Annotated in this window: 17 protein-coding genes, 1 tRNA gene and 1 pseudogene; 16 read left to right on the top strand and 3 right to left on the bottom strand. The window is 59.6% G+C overall.

All coding sequences use genetic code 11. The features are described 5' to 3' along the window. The first annotated feature begins 397 nt into the window (after window positions 1-397). The 3 genes from PY650_RS12745 to PY650_RS12735 all read left to right on the top strand — a co-directional run bounded on the left by PY650_RS12745 (window position 398) and on the right by PY650_RS12735 (window position 4,074). Window positions 398-1,909: a lipopolysaccharide biosynthesis protein gene (locus tag PY650_RS12745; protein ID WP_285879624.1), complete on the top strand. Its 1,512-nt coding sequence runs from the start codon at window positions 398-400 to the stop codon at window positions 1,907-1,909. Between the two features lie 107 nt (window positions 1,910-2,016). Next, window positions 2,017-2,865, top strand: coding sequence for a galactosyl transferase (locus PY650_RS12740; protein ID WP_285879623.1), 849 nt, complete (start codon window positions 2,017-2,019; stop codon window positions 2,863-2,865). A 123-nt stretch (window positions 2,866-2,988) separates the two neighbouring features. After that, the gene (locus PY650_RS12735; protein ID WP_432761522.1) at window positions 2,989-4,074 is read left to right on the top strand and encodes an acyltransferase family protein; all 1,086 of its coding nucleotides are present in this window, start codon (window positions 2,989-2,991) and stop codon (window positions 4,072-4,074) included. Between the two features lie 148 nt (window positions 4,075-4,222). On the opposite strand, the gene PY650_RS12730 is transcribed toward PY650_RS12735, so the two are convergent. After that, window positions 4,223-4,312: transfer RNA gene (locus PY650_RS12730), tRNA-Ser, on the bottom strand. A gap of 308 nt (window positions 4,313-4,620) precedes the next feature. Between PY650_RS12730 and rplU the strand changes: the two genes are divergently transcribed. From rplU to PY650_RS12710, 4 genes are all read left to right on the top strand, one after another. Continuing rightward, on the top strand, window positions 4,621-4,938 hold the full coding sequence (gene rplU / locus PY650_RS12725) for a 50S ribosomal protein L21 (protein WP_285879620.1): 318 nt from the start codon (window positions 4,621-4,623) through the stop codon (window positions 4,936-4,938). Between the two features lie 32 nt (window positions 4,939-4,970). Beyond that, a complete protein-coding gene (gene rpmA, locus PY650_RS12720) occupies window positions 4,971-5,240 on the top strand; it encodes a 50S ribosomal protein L27 (RefSeq protein WP_285879619.1) in 270 nt (89 codons plus the stop codon). A 127-nt stretch (window positions 5,241-5,367) separates the two neighbouring features. Then, complete coding sequence (locus PY650_RS12715; RefSeq protein WP_285879618.1) at window positions 5,368-6,003, top strand: GNAT family N-acetyltransferase; 636 nt, start codon at window positions 5,368-5,370, stop codon at window positions 6,001-6,003. Then, a complete protein-coding gene (locus PY650_RS12710; RefSeq protein WP_285879617.1) occupies window positions 6,000-6,590 on the top strand; it encodes a GNAT family N-acetyltransferase in 591 nt (196 codons plus the stop codon). Before PY650_RS12715 ends, PY650_RS12710 begins: the two co-directional genes overlap by 4 nt. A 150-nt stretch (window positions 6,591-6,740) precedes the next feature. Here PY650_RS12710 and PY650_RS12705 read toward each other — a convergent pair whose 3' ends face one another. Beyond that, window positions 6,741-7,592, bottom strand: a complete 852-nt coding sequence (locus PY650_RS12705) for an endonuclease/exonuclease/phosphatase family protein (protein ID WP_285879616.1) — start codon at window positions 7,590-7,592, stop codon at window positions 6,741-6,743. 179 nt (window positions 7,593-7,771) lie between these two features. Here PY650_RS12705 and obgE point away from each other — a divergent pair, with 179 nt between their 5' ends. From obgE to modC, 7 genes are all read left to right on the top strand, one after another. Continuing rightward, window positions 7,772-8,875, top strand: coding sequence for a GTPase ObgE (gene obgE / locus PY650_RS12700; RefSeq protein WP_285879615.1), 1,104 nt, complete (start codon window positions 7,772-7,774; stop codon window positions 8,873-8,875). Further along, a complete protein-coding gene (proB, locus tag PY650_RS12695) occupies window positions 8,872-10,041 on the top strand; it encodes a glutamate 5-kinase (protein ID WP_285879614.1) in 1,170 nt (389 codons plus the stop codon). The genes obgE and proB overlap by 4 nt, the downstream gene beginning before the upstream one ends. Continuing rightward, window positions 10,034-11,317 carry a glutamate-5-semialdehyde dehydrogenase gene (locus PY650_RS12690; protein ID WP_285879613.1) on the top strand — a complete coding sequence of 428 codons (1,284 nt, stop codon included), beginning with the start codon at window positions 10,034-10,036 and terminating at the stop codon, window positions 11,315-11,317. The genes proB and PY650_RS12690 overlap by 8 nt, the downstream gene beginning before the upstream one ends. A gap of 37 nt (window positions 11,318-11,354) precedes the next feature. Beyond that, window positions 11,355-11,936 (top strand): nicotinate-nucleotide adenylyltransferase, encoded by a 582-nt coding sequence (locus tag PY650_RS12685; protein ID WP_285879635.1) that lies wholly within the window; start codon window positions 11,355-11,357, stop codon window positions 11,934-11,936. A gap of 577 nt (window positions 11,937-12,513) precedes the next feature. Next, a complete protein-coding gene (gene modA, locus PY650_RS12680; protein ID WP_285879612.1) occupies window positions 12,514-13,311 on the top strand; it encodes a molybdate ABC transporter substrate-binding protein in 798 nt (265 codons plus the stop codon). Between the two features lie 87 nt (window positions 13,312-13,398). Continuing rightward, complete coding sequence (gene modB, locus PY650_RS12675; RefSeq protein ID WP_285879611.1) at window positions 13,399-14,100, top strand: molybdate ABC transporter permease subunit; 702 nt, start codon at window positions 13,399-13,401, stop codon at window positions 14,098-14,100. Beyond that, window positions 14,097-15,170 carry a molybdenum ABC transporter ATP-binding protein gene (gene modC, locus PY650_RS12670; RefSeq protein WP_285879610.1) on the top strand — a complete coding sequence of 358 codons (1,074 nt, stop codon included), beginning with the start codon at window positions 14,097-14,099 and terminating at the stop codon, window positions 15,168-15,170. The genes modB and modC overlap by 4 nt, the downstream gene beginning before the upstream one ends. A 6-nt stretch (window positions 15,171-15,176) precedes the next feature. Here the strand turns inward: modC and PY650_RS12665 are convergent, their stop codons facing one another. Beyond that, window positions 15,177-15,569, bottom strand: coding sequence for a winged helix-turn-helix domain-containing protein (locus PY650_RS12665; RefSeq protein ID WP_285879609.1), 393 nt, complete (start codon window positions 15,567-15,569; stop codon window positions 15,177-15,179). 283 nt (window positions 15,570-15,852) lie between these two features. Here PY650_RS12665 and rsfS point away from each other — a divergent pair. Continuing rightward, window positions 15,853-16,295: pseudogene (gene rsfS / locus PY650_RS12660) on the top strand (ribosome silencing factor). Between the two features lie 115 nt (window positions 16,296-16,410). Next, window positions 16,411-16,893, top strand: coding sequence for a 23S rRNA (pseudouridine(1915)-N(3))-methyltransferase RlmH (gene rlmH / locus PY650_RS12655; RefSeq protein ID WP_285879607.1), 483 nt, complete (start codon window positions 16,411-16,413; stop codon window positions 16,891-16,893). Window positions 16,894-16,996: the final 103 nt, after the last annotated feature.

The following is a 16,996-nucleotide window of genomic DNA, read 5'->3' as shown; positions in this document are numbered from 1 at the left end:
AGAACGACGAGGCCTGCTTGCCTGCCAACCATCAATCAACTCCTGCTCTTCTAACAGAAGCCAAACAAAATGAAGCTTATTTTGGTTCCAGGTGACTAGCACCAGAGCTTAGCGCCGCCTCGTGCGCCGGTTCAGGGCATACTACGCCTTCATCCTTGCGTCGGCGCCCGTCGCCAGCCACAAATGTGCACCGCAGCAAAAGATGGAAAACACGTCGCAGCGCGTCAAAAACTCGCCCCTTTTTCGTCTTAACGCCGTACCGGTCGGCAGGATGGCTGCTTGACCTGACGCATTTCGGAGCCATTTGAGACCACTGCGTTCGAATTCTTGACCATGCACAACTGCCTCGGCGCAAACCAGATGGAGTTGCATCATCGCTAGCGAATCGAATGAAGGCTTGAAGTCGCCGCCCCCCTGGGAAATCGAAGGCGTAGTCCCCGAGGCGGATGAAATCGTCTTCGAACATTTAAGTGAGAACCGATCTCGCGCGGCGGTGAAGGGCGCGTTTTGGTCGGCCCTGGATACGCTGATACCGACGGCGTTGAACAGCCTCGTCTTCATTGTCACTTCGAGATACTTGCTGCCGCATGATTTCGGCCTCGTGGCGCTCGCTTTCAGCATCGTCAGCTTTGCCGCCGGCCTCGGGCCGACCGCATTCGGCGAAGCGCTGATCCAGCAGAAGACCATCCGGCGTAGCCACCTCGACACGGTGTTCTGGCTGTCTTTCGCGTCGGCGGCGATCCTCTACGCCGCAATTTTCGCCGGATCGTCCTATATCGCCCATGGTCTGGGCCATGACGAAATCGTCGGTCTCCTGATGATCATCGGCTTGAAGATCTTCTTCGACATGATGATAATCGTTCCCAATGCGCTGATCGGCCGCACGATGTCCTTCCATCTTGCTGCCGTCCGCACAGCGATCGCGACGGTCGTATCCGGCCTGGTATGCCTGGCCTTGATTTTCGCGGGCTTCGGCCTCTGGGCACTGGCGATCGCGCAGATCGCGGCACCTGCCGCCGGATGCGTAGCTGCGTTCTGGGGCGCGGCGTGGCTGCCGGGGCTGCGGGTCAAGTGGAGCAGTCTTCGCGAGCTTCTGCACTACGGCATCTTTGCCTCTGGTAACCGTTTTCTTCAGTCCATGAGCCTCGATCAGCTTATCATTGGCACGCTCGTCAGCCCGGCCGCGCTCGGCATCTATAACTTCTCCAGGCGGCTTTTCGAGATGATAAACAACGTCGTCGCCGGAGGGCTGACCTCGGTCACGCATGTTCTCCTGTCGTCACTCCAGCACGATCAGAACAAGGTCCGCGAGGCCTTCCTCATGGCGACTTTCGGCTGCTCGCTCGTGTCGTTTCCAGCTTTCATGGGTCTGGCGGCCGTGGCAGATGACGCCATCCCGTTGATTTTCGGACAGCATTGGGCCGCCGCGATCTGGCCGGTTCGCTTCTTCTGCGTCATTGGATTGATGAGCGGAATAGGCGTTGTCCAGGCATCCCTGATTACCAGTCAGGGGAAGTCAGACTGGTGGTTTTATTACCAGCTCGTGCGAAACGTCGTGACGATCCTTACCGTATTACTGCTCTACCGATATGGCGTCGCCACCATCGTCTTCGTGCTGATGCTCGAAGTGCTGATCCTCTGGCCGGTCACGCTTTGGATGGTGTCCCGCCTCATCGCGCTCAGCATCGGAAAATACTTTGCCCAGTTTCTGCGACCGATCGCCGCCTATGTCGGCATGCTCGCCGCCGTACTCGGCGCTTCCGCATTGCTGCAGGATTGGAGCCCGGCCATGCGACTGGCGATCGAAATCCCCGTAGGCGCGATCGTCTACACAGGCTTAATCTTCATCCTGTGCCGGGAGAGGGTGCTCTTCCTGGCGCAGACAACGCTGCGGCGGCGCCACGCATAGCCGTCCTAAAACTTCGTTCGGCGCCGTGAGCGATGCGCCGAACGATCTCCATTCCAGTGTCTCTATCGGACCAGCCAAGGCCGGTGTGATCGCAACGGAGGGAATTTATGTCACTCATCACCTTCATCATCCCGGTTCGACATCAGGCCAATGCAAAGGATTGGCCTGCCCTGAAAGAGCGGCTGACCCAGACGGTCGCGTCGATAGCCGGCCAATACCATCGCGACTGGCGTGGCGTGATCGTCGCGAATGAGGGGGCGGACCTGCCCGATCTGCCACCGCAATTTTCGGTCGCGCGCGTTACGTTTCCGCCGAACCAGCACCACGAAATGCAAAGCGCCGACAAAGAAAAGGTCTACGACGCCTTCCGCCTCGACAAGGGGCGCCGCGTGCTGAGCGGCATGCTCGCTGCCCGCGACTCGCGGTTTTTCATGATCGTCGATGACGACGATTTCGTCAGTGCCAACATTGTCGATCATATCGCCGGGCAGCCCGACGCAAATGGCTGGAAGATCGACAAGGGCTACCTCTGGAATGAGGGTGGCCGGCTGGTCATGCAGCACGATGACTTTGCAAATTTCTGCGGCACGTCGTTGATCGTGCGGTCGCGTCTCTACGAGCTGCCTGCGACCTTCGAAGATGCCAGCGCCGACTATGTGAAGTCGATGTTGGGCAGCCACGTGCGCATCGCGGGGATACTGGCCAAACGAGGCACCCCATTGGGGATGCTGCCATTTCGCGGCGCCATCTACAGGGTCGGGCACAGCGGCGCGCACAGCCAGTCTTCCAGCCTCTTGACGTCGCATTTCTTTAGTCCCTATGCGCTACGGCATCCGCGCCAGCTTGTTCGCAATCTACTTCGGATCCGCCCGCTCGATCGCGCCCTGCGTAGCGAATTTTTTGGCGCCGCCCTGGAGCATCCCCGCTTTCAGGTGGAAGCGCCTGCAAGCGGCTAAGATGCTCTAGATTCAAAAGACTGGAGCGACCCTTGTCCGTTCAGATGAACGCACGGTGCTCCAGGCATCAACGACATCAGACAAGCGGAATGGTGGCCAGTGCGAAACGAATCTGAGATATCGGTGCGGAAAATCGATCCCGAGATTATTCCTTCTCGATGGCAACCACTCTTGCAGCCGGCCAGCCGAACGCGCCACAGATACGCATCGCTGGATGCCATGCGCGGCCTGGCGGCATTTTCGGTGGTTGTCTACCATCTTCAGCGGCCCTATGCGCCCCTGGCCTATGTCGCGGTCGATTTCTTCTTTGTTCTGAGCGGCTTCGTCATCGCGCGCGCCTACAGCGAAAAGCTCTCCGGCGGCATGCCGCTGAGAGCCTTCATGAAAGCCCGATACGCGCGCCTCTATCCGTTGTTCCTGCTCGGCACCCTCTATGGGCTGGTGCAGCTACTTGCCTATTGGAAATCGTCGAACGACACCGTCGGTGATCTGCTCGCAAGCCTGACAACAACCCTGTTCATGCTGCCCTCGCCGAGTTTTCTAACGAGATCCGCGACGGATATATTGCCGCTCTATCCCCTGAACGGACCGGCATGGTCCCTGTTCTGGGAACTGCTCGTCAACCTCGCATTCGCGCTGGTGCTTTTCCGGATGAGAACGAGAAGTCTGGCGGTCATCGTCGCCGTCTCGCTGGCCGGCCTGGTGGCTTCCGTCTCCTTCCACCGATCCCTCGATCTCGGTTGGGAATGGCGATCGGTCGATGGCGGACTGGCGCGGGTCTTCTTCTCCTTTGTTGTCGGAATGATCATATGCAGACTTCGCAAAGGCAGGCCGCCCGTCACCACCTATCTCGCGCTCCTGCCGATCGTCCTGATTTTCGGCCTGCTGTTTCTGCCAGTCTACTCGCTGAAATTCGCGCTGTTGTCCTGCATCGTCATTTCGCCCCTTGTCGTCCTTGCCGGAACGTTTCTGGAAATTCCGGAGCGCATTCAGCCACTTGGCATATTTCTCGGCTATCTCTCCTACCCGATCTACATGTGCCACCGGGGCTTCACGGAAATCTACGCCCACTTCGTCGATAGCGACCAGGTGCCCCCGCTACTCTATATCGGAGGCTTCTTGGCATTGATCACGGTGATATCGCTCCTATCAGCCCGGATCGTTACCCTCGTTCCGAAACTAGCACCTTCAAAAATGCGGACGCCATAGATTCGGGATCGGCGATGTCAGGAGCGCGACGGCGTCTCCTTTCGGCGGGACTTCGAAATAGGAAGCGTCAGATGCAGGCTGCAGCGCAAGCTTTCGGAAAGAAAGCACCAGATAACGGTTATATTTCAATTACTTACGCAAAGGAGCATGGCGGAGAGGGTGGGATTTGAACCCACGATGCCCTTGCAGGCATGCCGCATTTCGAGTGCGGTGCATTCGACCACTCTGCCACCTCTCCGGTTATGCTGGTCGGCGCGTTTTTCGACGCGGGCGTTCTCATAGCGATAGAAGGATGGGATGGCAAGGGTGAATATTCAAGGTTTTCATCCTTTTGCCTTGACAGATCACGGGCCCTTATATATCCCGTGCGACGCAATAGGTGTGGATAAGTCCGTGCCTTGGCCGCTCCGCTCTGCGCGGGGTTTCACCGGCAGATCTTTTTCGAGGCCGCAAGCCTTTGGAATCCCTGCTAAACCTAGACTGATAAAAAGACGGCCGCTTGTCCTTCGGGGCGAGAGAGCCGGAACGAACATGAAAGGATAAAAAATGTTCGCAGTCATCAAGACCGGCGGTAAGCAGTATCGTGTGGCAGCTGACGACGTGCTGACCATCGAGAAGCTGGAAGCCACCGCCGGCGACACCGTAGAATTCACCGAAGTCCTCGTTATCGGCGAAGGCGCCGACGCTGCGATTGGTGCTCCCTTCGTTCAGGGCGCTTCCGTCAAGGCCGAAGTGATCGAGCACAACCGCGGCAAGAAGGTCATCGCCTTCAAAAAACGCCGTCGTCAGAATTCGAAGCGTTCGCGCGGCCATCGCCAGCATCACACGGTTGTCCGCATCACGGACATCGTGGCTGCCAAGTAAGTAACGGGATCAAGGTTTAAAGGAGAACTCCAATGGCACACAAAAAAGCTGGCGGTTCCTCGCGCAACGGTCGCGATTCCGAATCCAAGCGCCTTGGCGTGAAGAAGTTCGGCGGCGAAACCGTCGTTGCAGGCAACATCATCGTGCGTCAGCGCGGTACGCAGTGGCATCCGGGCACCAATGTCGGCCTCGGCAAAGATCATACCATTTTTGCGCTTACAGCCGGCAATGTGGACTACCGTACGAAGGCCAATGGCCGCGTATACGTGTCTGTAATGCCGAAAGCGGAAGCAGCGGAATAAGCCGGTAGCGCTCAAAAACAGCCGGCGTCTCATCGACCCGGCTGATCGCATCAGGTTCAGTCAAGAAAAAAGGGGAGATGGGGCGCCATCTCCCCTTTTTCTTTACCCAAACCAGGAGGACTGAACCATGCAAGGCGAATTATTAAGGGAAGGCCAATCGAGGTCTCCCGAAGAACGGCTGAGGCCAGAGCGGTTAAGGACCGATTGCCCTGTCTTGTTGTCGGAAAGGCTCGTTCTGCGCGCGCCCCACGAAGAAGACATCGACGCCCTTGCCCATCTCGCCAACAACGCCAACGTCGCCACAATGGTATCGCGTATGCCGCACCCGTATACGACCGCCGATGCCGCCGATTTCGTGCGACGCACGAAGCTTGGCGAGATTGGCAAGTGCGTCTATGCGATCACCAGAGCCGAAAACGGCGCCTTTCTTGGTTGTTGCGGGGTCGAGCCGACGGCCGACCCACAGACCGTAGAGATCGGCTATTGGCTGGGCGAGCCCTATTGGAACCAGGGCTATATGACGGAAGCCGCCCATGCCTTGATCGACATGGTCTTCCGTACGCGCGAGAATGTCGCCCAGATCGATGCCCGTTGCCGGGTGATGAATGTTGCCTCGCGCAGGGTCGTGCAGAAGTGCGGGTTCCAGTTCCAGGGATCTGGCCTTGCAGCATCGCTGGCGCTTGGCAGCACGGTATCGGTCGAATGGTACCGGCTCGATCGCAAGACCTGGATGTCACTGCGTAGCTGGGGAGGTCTGAGATGAACGCCGCCATCCTGCACCGCCGCGACGCCAGGACCCTGGTGCCCGGACCGACGCCGGTCATCCGGACCGAACGGCTGACGCTGCGCCCGCATAGGCTCGGCGATGCCGACGCGATCACGGAATCCTTGTCGGATTTCGCCGTCACCCGCATGCTGGCCCGCGTGCCGGTGCCGTACGACCGGCAGGATGCCATGGACTGGCTGGTCCCGCGCACCTGCAGCGATCTCGACCGTGACTGGGCGCTGGCCATCACCGAGCGGGACGACGTCCATATCGGCTGCGTCGGCATCGACCTCAGGCATGGCCGCTGGCACCTCGGCTACTGGCTGAACCGCTACTACTGGCGGCGCGGCATCATGACCGAGGCAGTCACAGCCGCGCTCGAGCGCTTCGCCCGCCGCATGCCCGAGGTCGCCGTGTTTTCCGGCGTCTTCGCCGACAATCCGGCCTCGTTGAAGCTGCAGCAGAAGCTCGGCTTCGACATCATCGGCTGCGCGGAGGTCTACAGCTTCGCACGCAACACCATGGTTCCGCATATCGAAACCGTGCTGAAGCCCGGCGCGCTGCGGCTCTTGCAGGCGGCATGAGGCTAAACATGTCGCGCAAAAGTGTGTAACAGTTTTGCGATAACGACATGCGCAAAATCAAAAATCTAAAGCGCAAGAAGCGAATCCGAAAGATCGCGATGCGCTGTAAAATCAGGTCATCGCCGGCTCTGCCAGGCGATGACGCCGCCCTTAACCATCGATCTGGACCCAGACCGGAAAATGATCGGAACCTTCCGCATCGATATCCACATGGGCCGATCGCAAACGATCACTCAACCCGCAACTGATGAAGCAGTAGTCGAGATGCATGCGCTTGTTACGATCCCTCGGATCCATCCAGCTATAGGCTTCCGGCTTCAGCCAGCCGACTGCATCGAGCGCGTCGATCGGCATATCGAAACGCGACATGCGCCCATAAAAAGCGTCCCTCAGGCCGGCAAGGGCGCAATATTCCGGCGATTCCGGCACCATGTTGAAATCGCCCATCAGGACAAAATCCTGCGGCAGCGGCGGATCGCTGTAGCCGATCTCCAGGCCGCCCGTCAGCGAGCCGCCATCGCGCGCAAAGTTGATCGCATGGTCTTTGAGATAGTGAATCTGGCTGATCCCCTCGTTCGGAGAGACGTGATCGAGATGCACGGAATAGGCCCGGACAGCGCCACCCGGCGCATCAATCACCGCTTCGATAGCAACCCGCTGCAGATTGAGTTTGGAAAGCGTGCGGCTGCGCGGCAGAGGCAGCGTCCGCGTCGCACGGATCGGCCAACGCGACAACACTATATTGCCGAACTGGAAGCGCAGATCGCGTGGGCCGGCGCCCGGCGGCAACACGTCCAGCCCGGCCCCGTAGATGGAATAATAATCCGGCAGCAGGGCTTGGATCGCGGCGACCATGTCGACATGGCCGTTGCTCGCGAAACCGCGGGTTACTTCCTGCAGGCCAATAACATCGGCGCCGGCAAGGTTTGCGACGATGCGTTCGAGATTATATCTGCTGTCAAGGCCGAAGCCGTACTGGATGTTATAGCTAACCAACTTCACGATAATCTTTGACCTCCGGCTGAACCGCCTATATCGAAGGCGACATACGGGCAAATGACCGCGCTGACTGTCTTGGCGGACACGCAGAAGACGCGGTAACAATTGAAAAGAGCGCATAGGCTTTCCTTAGACCCATTCGATACAAGGGGCTCTGCGCAATACCGAGTGACGGAAGTAAAATGAAATTTCTCGACGAAGCAAAGGTCTATATTCGGTCTGGTGATGGTGGCGCAGGCAGCGTTTCCTTCCGGCGTGAGAAATTCATCGAGTTCGGCGGTCCGGATGGCGGTGATGGCGGCCGCGGTGGCGACGTCTGGGTCGAGGCCGTCAACGGGCTGAATACGCTGATCGATTTCCGCTATCAGCAGCATTTCAAGGCCAAGATTGGCATGCATGGCATGGGCAAGAACCGCGCCGGCGCCAAGGGCGACGACGTGACGCTGAAGGTCCCGGTCGGCACGCAGATTTTCGAGGAAGACGAGGAAACGCTGATTTGCGATCTGACGCAGGAGGGCCAGCGCTTTCGTCTCGCCGCCGGCGGCAATGGCGGTTTCGGCAACGCCTATTTCAAATCCTCGGTCAATCAGGCCCCCGATTGGGCCAATCCTGGCCTGCCGGGCGAAGAAAAGACTATCTGGCTGCGACTGAAGCTGATCGCCGATGCCGGTCTCGTCGGACTGCCGAACGCCGGTAAATCGACCTTCCTTGCCGCCGTCAGCCGTGCCCGGCCGAAGATAGCCAACTATCCATTCACGACGTTGCATCCCAATCTCGGCGTCGCCACCATTGATGGCCAGGAATTCGTGCTGGCCGACATTCCGGGTCTGATCGAAGGCGCACATGAAGGTGTCGGCATCGGCGACCGCTTCCTCGGCCATGTCGAGCGCACCCGGGTGCTGCTGCATCTCGTTTCCGCCCAGGAAGAGAAGGTCGGCAAGGCCTATAAGACGGTGAAGCACGAGCTCGAAGCCTATGGCAACGATATCACCGACAAACCGGAGATCGTGGCGCTGTCGCAGATCGATGTGCTTGACGAAGAGTCGCTGAAGAAGAAGACGCGCGAACTGGCGCGGGCTTGCGGCAAGACGCCGTTCCGCATTTCCGCTGTCACCGGTAGCGGTATGACCGAGGTGCTGCGTGCGTTACGCGACGTGATTGTCGAAGCAAACGCCGGCACCAGCGAAGACAAGCCGGCGAAAGCGCCGAAGCTGCGACACCGCGACATGCTGGTCTCCGACGATGCGGGCGAAGATGAAGACGATCACGAGGACCATCAAGGATGACTGCTCGCAAGCCGCTCGATCGCTATCGCCGCATCGTCATCAAGATCGGCTCAGCCCTACTCGTCGACCGCAAGACAGGGTTGAAGAAGGCTTGGCTCGACGGCATGTGCGCCGATATTGCCGGACTTAAGGCCAAGGGCGTCGATGTCCTGGTCGTCTCCTCCGGCGCTATCGCGCTCGGCCGCTCGGTGCTCGACTTGCCTTCGGGCGCGCTGAAGCTGGAAGAAAGCCAGGCAGCAGCAGCCGTCGGCCAGATTTCGCTGGCGCGCGCCTGGTCGGAAAGCCTGTCGCATGGCGACATCGTCGCCGGCCAGATTCTACTGACGCTTGGCGACACCGAGGAGCGCCGCCGCTACCTCAACGCACGCGCCACCATCAATCAGCTTCTGAAAATCGGCGCCGTGCCAATCATCAACGAAAACGACACGGTCGCCACCAGCGAAATCCGCTATGGCGACAATGACCGCCTAGCCGCCCGCGTCGCCACCATGACCGGCGCCGACCTGCTGATCCTGCTATCTGACATCGACGGGCTCTACACCGCCCCGCCGCATCTCGATCCGCAAGCGAAATTCTTGGAAGCGATCGCCGAGATCACGCCGGAAATCGAGGCCATGGCCGGTGGCGCCGCATCGGAACTGTCGCGTGGCGGCATGCGCACCAAGATCGATGCCGGCAAGATCGCCACGGGTGCCGGCTGCGCCATGATCATCGCCTCGGGCAAGACGGATCGGCCTTTGAACGCCATCGCAAACGGCGCGCGCTCCTCTTGGTTCGCCCCGTCGGGTACGCCCGTCACCGCTCGCAAGACCTGGATTGCCGGACAGCTGCAGCCCGCCGGCGAGCTGCATGTCGACGACGGTGCCGTCACTGCGCTCGGCGCGGGCAAGAGCCTACTGCCCGCCGGCGTGCGCAACGTTGCCGGCCACTTCGGCCGCGGCGACACTGTTGCCGTCATCGGCCCGTCAGGCCGGGAAATCGCCCGTGGCCTTGTCGGCTACGATGCCGAGGAAGCCCGCCAGATCACCGGCCGCAAATCGGCGGAGATCGAGGCGATCCTCGGCTATCCCGGCCGCGCCGCCATGGTGCATCGCGACGACCTCGTCATGACCGCGTCCGTCAAGACCACGGCCGAAAAATTGAAGAAGGATGAAGCTCATGCTTGATACTGTCGCACAAAGCCCCGACATCGACGTTTTGATGAACGATTTCGGCCGCAAGGCCCGGGCTGCGTCGCGACCACTGGCTTTCGCATCGACCGAGAGCAAGAACAAGGCATTGAACGCTATGGCGGATTTCATTCTTGCGCGTAAGGATCATATCCTTGCCGAGAATGCCAAGGATCTTAGGGATGTCGAGGGCACGGACATTCTTGCCTCCTTCGTCGATCGCCTGACGCTCAACGACAAACGCGTGACCGAGATGGCAGAGGGCATTCGCGCCATTGCAGCCTTGCCGGATCCAGTGGGTGAGGTCATCGCCGCCTGGGACCGGCCGAATGGGCTGAAAATCGAGCGCGTGCGCACGCCGCTCGGCGTCATCGGCGTCATCTTCGAAAGCCGGCCGAACGTCACCGCCGATGCCGGTGCGCTGTGCCTGAAGGCTGGCAATGCCGTCATTCTGCGTTGCGGCAGCGATTCGCGTCGGTCGTCTCAGGCGATACATGACTGCCTGGTCGAAGGGCTGAGAGCGGCCGGCCTGCCGGATCATGCGATACAGCTCGTCCCCGTCAGCGACCGTGCTGCCGTCGGCGCCATGCTGCGTGGCCTCGGAGGCAATATCGACGTCATCGTGCCGCGCGGCGGCAAAAGCCTGGTGGCGCGCGTACAGAACGAAGCGCGCGTGCCGGTCTTTGCCCATCTTGAAGGCCTCTGCCACGTCTATATCGACGCCTCGGCGGATCTGGAGATGGCGAGGTCGATCATCGTCAATGCCAAGATGCGTCGCACCGGCGTCTGCGGTTCGGCAGAGACGCTGCTTGTCGATGCCAAGGCCGCGCCGACGCATCTGAAACCGTTGCTCGACGCGCTCTCCGACGCCGGCTGTGAAATCCGCGGCTCCGCCGAGGTGCTTAGGCTCGTGATGGGATTGAAGGCCGCGACAGAAGAGGATTGGTCGACGGAATATCTCGCGGCCATCATTTCCGTCGCCATCGTCGACGGCATTTCCGGCGCGATTGCCCACATCGGCAAATATTCCTCCAATCATACCGAAGCAGTGATTGCCGAGGACCCAGCTGTGGTCGAGCGCTTCTTCACCGAGATCGATTCGGCGATCCTGCTGCACAACGCATCGACGCAATTTGCCGACGGCGGAGAATTCGGCATGGGAGCGGAAATCGGGATTGCCACGGGTAAGATGCATGCGCGCGGCCCTGTCGGCGTCGAGCAGCTTACTTCTTTCAAATATCGCGTGCGCGGCACCGGACAGATACGGCCCTGACGTGCACGAGGAAAAGATCGATTACCGCTATCTGCGCATGCCGCGTGCTGAACGCGGCATGGTGGTAGGTCTTTTCGGCGGCTCCTTCAACCCGCCGCATCAAGGCCATGCGCTGGTAGCCGAAATCGCCATCCGCCGGCTCGGACTCGAGCAGCTCTGGTGGATGGTGACGCCGGGCAATCCGCTGAAGAACCGCAATCATCTCGCGCCGCTTGCCGAACGAATCGCGCTTAGCGAATCGATCACCCATGATCCGCGCATCAAGGTGACAGCATTCGAGCAAACGCTTGGCATGAGCTATACGGCCAATACGCTGGCGCATGTGAAGGCGCGCAACAGCCAGGTTCATTTCATCTGGATCATGGGTGCGGACAGCTTGAACACATTCCATCGCTGGCAGAAGTGGCAGGAGATCGCCCGCACCTTTCCGATCGCCGTCATCGACCGGCCGGGATCGACGCTATCCTATCTCTCTGCAAAAATGGCCAAGACATTTCAATTTGCGCGCGTCGACGAAGACGATGCACGAATATTATGGAAAAAACCGGCACCCGCCTGGACTTTCATCCACGGCCGGCGCTCGCCATTGAGCTCGACCGCCTTGCGCGCCGCGCAATAACCGCGTCAGCGCGATATCAAGTCCGATTTTCAGGAAAATCCTCCTAAAATGAAAGGCCCGACGGGGGAGGAGATCCGTCGGGCCTTCAAACCTGGTCGGCAATTGGGAGGAGGAGGGTTGCCGACCCTTATCGAAAGGCGTTGGGAGGAGGAGATCGCCGTTTCGATGTTTATGTTTTAGCAGATTTGACCGAATGATAAAACGCTTATAGCGCATTGCAGCAATGCATTCTATTCATAGCTTGGAAAACAGCCTGCTCAAAAATCGCTTCTTTTATATAACCTAAGCGCGCTATTGCCTCCCATCGAGATCGCGTACCGCGCAAAGATCCAAAAAACCGCACGATTCGTAACGTTGCGTCTCATACCGTGAGCGTTCGCTATTCTCGCGGGCGAATCTAGCCATGCATTTCTGCGGCAACAACATGCTCCAATATGCGCCTTAAAGGCAAAACCCTATCAAATTCGTAGGGTTACGCTTTCCGCTACGCTATATTTTTCGAAATATATCCCTCTAGCCAAGCTTCGCCAGTCGTTATATCTCTCCAAATATGTCGATATTTTCCCGGAGAAATATGATGGCCACTCGCCGCCGCCAATGGATCAAGCTTGCAACTGCCGCCCTTTCCGTCGCCTGGCTTGGCATGTCGGTCATTCCTGCGCCGGCCTTCGCCGCCGACAAGATCACTGTCTTTGCCGCCGCGAGCATGAAAAACGCGCTGGACAACATTGACGCCGCCTTTACCAAGGAAACCGGCAAGCAGATCGCCGTCTCCTATGCGGCAAGCGGACCGCTGGCCAAGCAGCTCGAAAACGGCGCACCGGCCGACGTCTTCATCTCCGCCGATACCGATTGGATGGATTATCTTGCCAAGAAAAAGCTGATCAAGGACGACAGCCGCGTCAACCTGCTCGGCAACCAGATCGTTCTCGTCGCCGCCAAGGACAACGCCAAGCCTATTGAGGTCAAACAAGGCATGGACCTTGCCGGGCTTCTCGGCGACGGACGGCTGGCGATCGGCCAACCGGAATCGGTGCCAGCAGGCAAATACGGCAAGGCGGCGCTCGAAAAGCTCGGCATCTGGTCTTCGGTTGAGAAGAAGACTGCCGGCGCTGAAAGCGTGCGCGCCGCGTTGGCGCTGGTTTCACGTGGCGAAGCCCCCTACGGCATCGTCTATCAGACCGACGTTTCCGCCGATCCGCGCGTTGCCGTTGTCGGCACCTTTCCAGAAGACAGCCACCCGCCGATCATCTATCCGATCGCGATCACTGCCAGCAGCACCAACCCGGACACGCAGGCCTATTTCGACTATCTGAAATCGGCTAAGGCTGTTCCAATCTTCGAGCACGAAGGCTTCACGGTTCTGAAGCAGTGAGCGTCATCGCTCAATCGTGGGCAAGAAGCTCATTCTTACAGGCTCGCCGGCTAGTGGCGGGCCTGACATGTTTTTGCGAGGCAGGAATTGGACGCATTAGGTTTGAGCAACGACGAATGGATGGCGATCGCGCTGAGCCTGCGCGTCTCGACGGTCGCCATGCTGGTGAGCCTGCCCTTCGGCATTGCCGCGGCAATGTTGCTTGCGCGCGGTAAGTTTTGGGGCAAGTCGATTTTCAACGGCATCATCCATCTGCCGCTGATTCTGCCACCCGTCGTTACCGGCTTTATTCTCCTCGTCCTCTTCGGCCGCAAAGGCCCGATCGGAGCACCGCTCGATCAATATCTCGGAATAGTCTTCTCCTTCCGCTGGACCGGCGCCGCCCTAGCCTGCGGCGTTATGGGCTTTCCGCTGATGGTTAGGAGTATCCGCTTGTCGATCGAAGCGGTCGATCGCAAGCTCGAGGAGACAGCCGGAACGCTTGGCGCCAACCCGCTCTGGATATTCCTCACCGTGACCTTGCCATTGATCCTGCCCGGAGTCATTGCCGGAATGATCCTCTCTTTCGCCAAGGCCATGGGCGAGTTCGGCGCCACCATCACCTTCGTCTCCAACATTCCCGGCGAAACGCAGACACTATCTTCAGCGATCTACACCTTCACACAGGTACCAGGAGGTGACGCCGGTGCACTGCGGCTGACGATCGTCGCTATCGTCATTTCCATGGCGGCATTGCTCGCCTCCGAATTCCTCGCCTATCTCGCCGGCAAGAGGGTGGACTGGGAATGACGTTAAGTGTCGATATCCGCCACCAGTTAGGCGCCTTCTCGCTCGACGCCGCCTTCACCTCAGATGGCGGCGTCACCGCCCTGTTTGGCCGCTCCGGCTCCGGCAAAACCTCAATCATCCGCATCATCGCCGGCCTGATCCAACCCGATCATGGCCGCATCAGCCTCAATGGCGCAGTGCTTGCCGACACCGACAGCCAGATCTTCGTTCCGCGCCACCGCCGCCGTTTCGGTTGTGTCTTCCAGGAGGCGCGGCTGTTTCCGCATCTCTCGGTGCGGCAGAACCTGAATTACGGAAGCTGGTTTGCTCCGAAAAGCGAGTGCGGCGAAAGCTTCGATGGCGTCGTTGATCTCCTGGGAATCGCCGCGCTTCTCGATCGACGGCCGGCGAAACTCTCCGGCGGCGAAAAACAGCGCGTCGCCATCGGCCGCGCCCTGCTTTCGTCACCGCGGCTATTGCTGATGGATGAACCGCTGGCAGCACTCGACGAGGCCCGCAAAGCCGAGATCCTGCCCTATCTCGAACGGCTCCGCGACGAAACGAAGGTGCCAATCATATATGTCAGCCATTCGATCGCCGAAGTGGCACGGCTGGCCAACCGTGTCGTCGTCCTGCGCGACGGCAAGGTGGAGGCGACGGGGCCGGCGGTCGAAATCTTTAGCCAGCTTTCCGGCCCGCAAGCGGCCGACCGTCGCGAAGCCGGCGTTCTGCTCGAGGGCAGGGTGGAGCATGTCGACCATGAGCACTGTTTGACCATCGTGGCACTGAAGGCGGCGAAGCTTTTCGTCCCCGGCGAAGCGGCAGGGGTGGGCGAGACTGTACGCGTCCACATTCCCGCCCGCGACGTCATGCTGGCAACCGCGCGCCCTGAAGGTCTAAGCGCCCTCAACATCCTCGAAGGCCGAGTGATCGCGATCGGCACCGCGGCCGGCGGCATGGTTGACGTAAAGATGGAGTGCGGTGGCGACACGGTGCTTGCCCGCATCACGCAATTTTCCGCCGAACGGCTGGGCCTAGAGATCGGACTGCCCATTCATGCGGTCATCAAGACCGTAGCGCTCGAACCCTAAGAGAGATCAGGAGTCGGCCCGTGGCTCCGAAGCTGCATCGCCAGAGCTGCGATTGGCCTCCAGCCATTCGAGATCGCCGGCGATGGCCGCCCGCACCGAGCTTTCCATGCCGCGGAACCGCCGCAACAATTCCTCGCCAAATGGCGTCAGCGCCGCCCCGCCGCCCTTCTGTCCGCCACGCTGCGATTCGACGACCGGCTCCTGGAACATGTGATTCAATTCGCTGATGAGCAGCCAGGCGCGGCGATAGGACATGTCCATGGCGCGCCCGGCAGCCGAAATCGAACCGGTTTCGCGAATATGTTCAAGGAGTTCCATCTTGCCGCGCCCAAGCCGGTCGTGCCCCGAGAAACTGATGCGGAGGATAGGCTTCAGGGATTGTTGCGCAGTTTTGGTCATGGCGTCGGAGCGTTTCGATCTTATTTGTGTATACGCGCCCTTCGCTCGCCTGTACATGGGATGCCGGCGACTGGCAGCGGCCGCCGCCACGCTCTGCCTTACCTGACGTCACCTGAAGCTTCCGCCGCAACTTTCGCGAACAATTGCCCATATCTGGTGCGAAAGAGGGGGAATTTGATACAAAACCTTGTCTCTACGTCGAATAGGTGACAGCCGACGTCTTGAAACCTTAATGCTTTGGTGCCTATCTTTGTAGCGTGATCGACTCAGATCATCTATGTGCATGTTCTGTTACTCAAGGAAGGAAGAGCACTGACAACAGTACACGCCAAGGGAAGAACGCCTGTCGTTATCCCGAAGAGCCCGGAACGTGGCGCCGATGCCGCTGCCCGAGCCCTGCACACTGTCCTCGCAAGCCTCGAGGACTCCAAGGCCGAAAATATCGTCACCATCAACATTGCTGGCAAATCCGCGCTTGGAGACTATATGGTCGTCGTCTCCGGACGCTCGAACCGGCATGTCCTGGCGATTGCCGACCATCTGATCACCGACCTGAAGGACGACGGTCTGGGCAACGCCCGCGTCGAGGGCCTGGAGGGCGGGGATTGGGTGTTGATCGACACCGGTGACATCATCATTCACGTGTTCCGTCCTGAGATCCGCGAGTTCTACAACATCGAAAAGATGTGGGCAGCGCCTGATCTCGACGAGGGCACGCTGCACTAACCGATTCCAGGTTCTATTCCCGGTCCCGGTTGGCGGCTTCTTATCGCCGGATGTGATGGTCCGGCAACGATCTACGTCTGTGCCGCAATGACGGCGGATATGCTTGGGAGCGGGAATGCGGATAGGTCTTTTCGCCGTGGGTCGGTTGAAAGCCGGCCCTGAGAAGGACCTTGCGGCCCGCTATCTCGACCGTTTCGCCAAGGCTGGTCCAGCAATCGGCCTGGAGTTGACGCGCATGACCGAGGTCGCCGAAAGCCGCGCATCCAACGGCGAGACGCGTAAGCGTGAAGAAGCTGTCCTGTTGCAGAAGGCGCACCCGGAAGGCGGCGTTCTCATTCTTCTCGACGAGCGCGGCAAGGCGCTGGACAGTGAAGCCTTCGCCGCTCTGTTGGCCACATTCCGCGACCAAGGCAAGCGCGACCTGACGCTAGCCATCGGCGGGGCCGATGGTCTTGACCCTTCCCTCTACGATAAGGCCGACGTCACCGTCTGCCTCGGCAAAATGACCTGGCCGCATCAACTGGTGCGCATTCTCATCGCCGAACAGCTCTACCGCGCCGTCACCATTCTGTCCGGCCACCCCTATCATCGGATTTGATGTTCCGCCGCAGGAGATGGAAGCACTCGAAAACAGTTTGGCGTTCGGATATTTTGCGTTAACGGAACGCTCACACAGGCGTGTTTTGATTCCCGCCGCAAAA

The sequence above is a fragment of the Martinezella calliandrae genome, assembly GCF_030272695.1.
Classification (GTDB): Bacteria; Pseudomonadota; Alphaproteobacteria; order Rhizobiales; family Rhizobiaceae; genus Rhizobium; species Rhizobium calliandrae.
The sequence above is the reverse complement of the archived record's forward strand: the minus strand, read 5'-3'. Positions and strand labels throughout refer to the sequence as shown.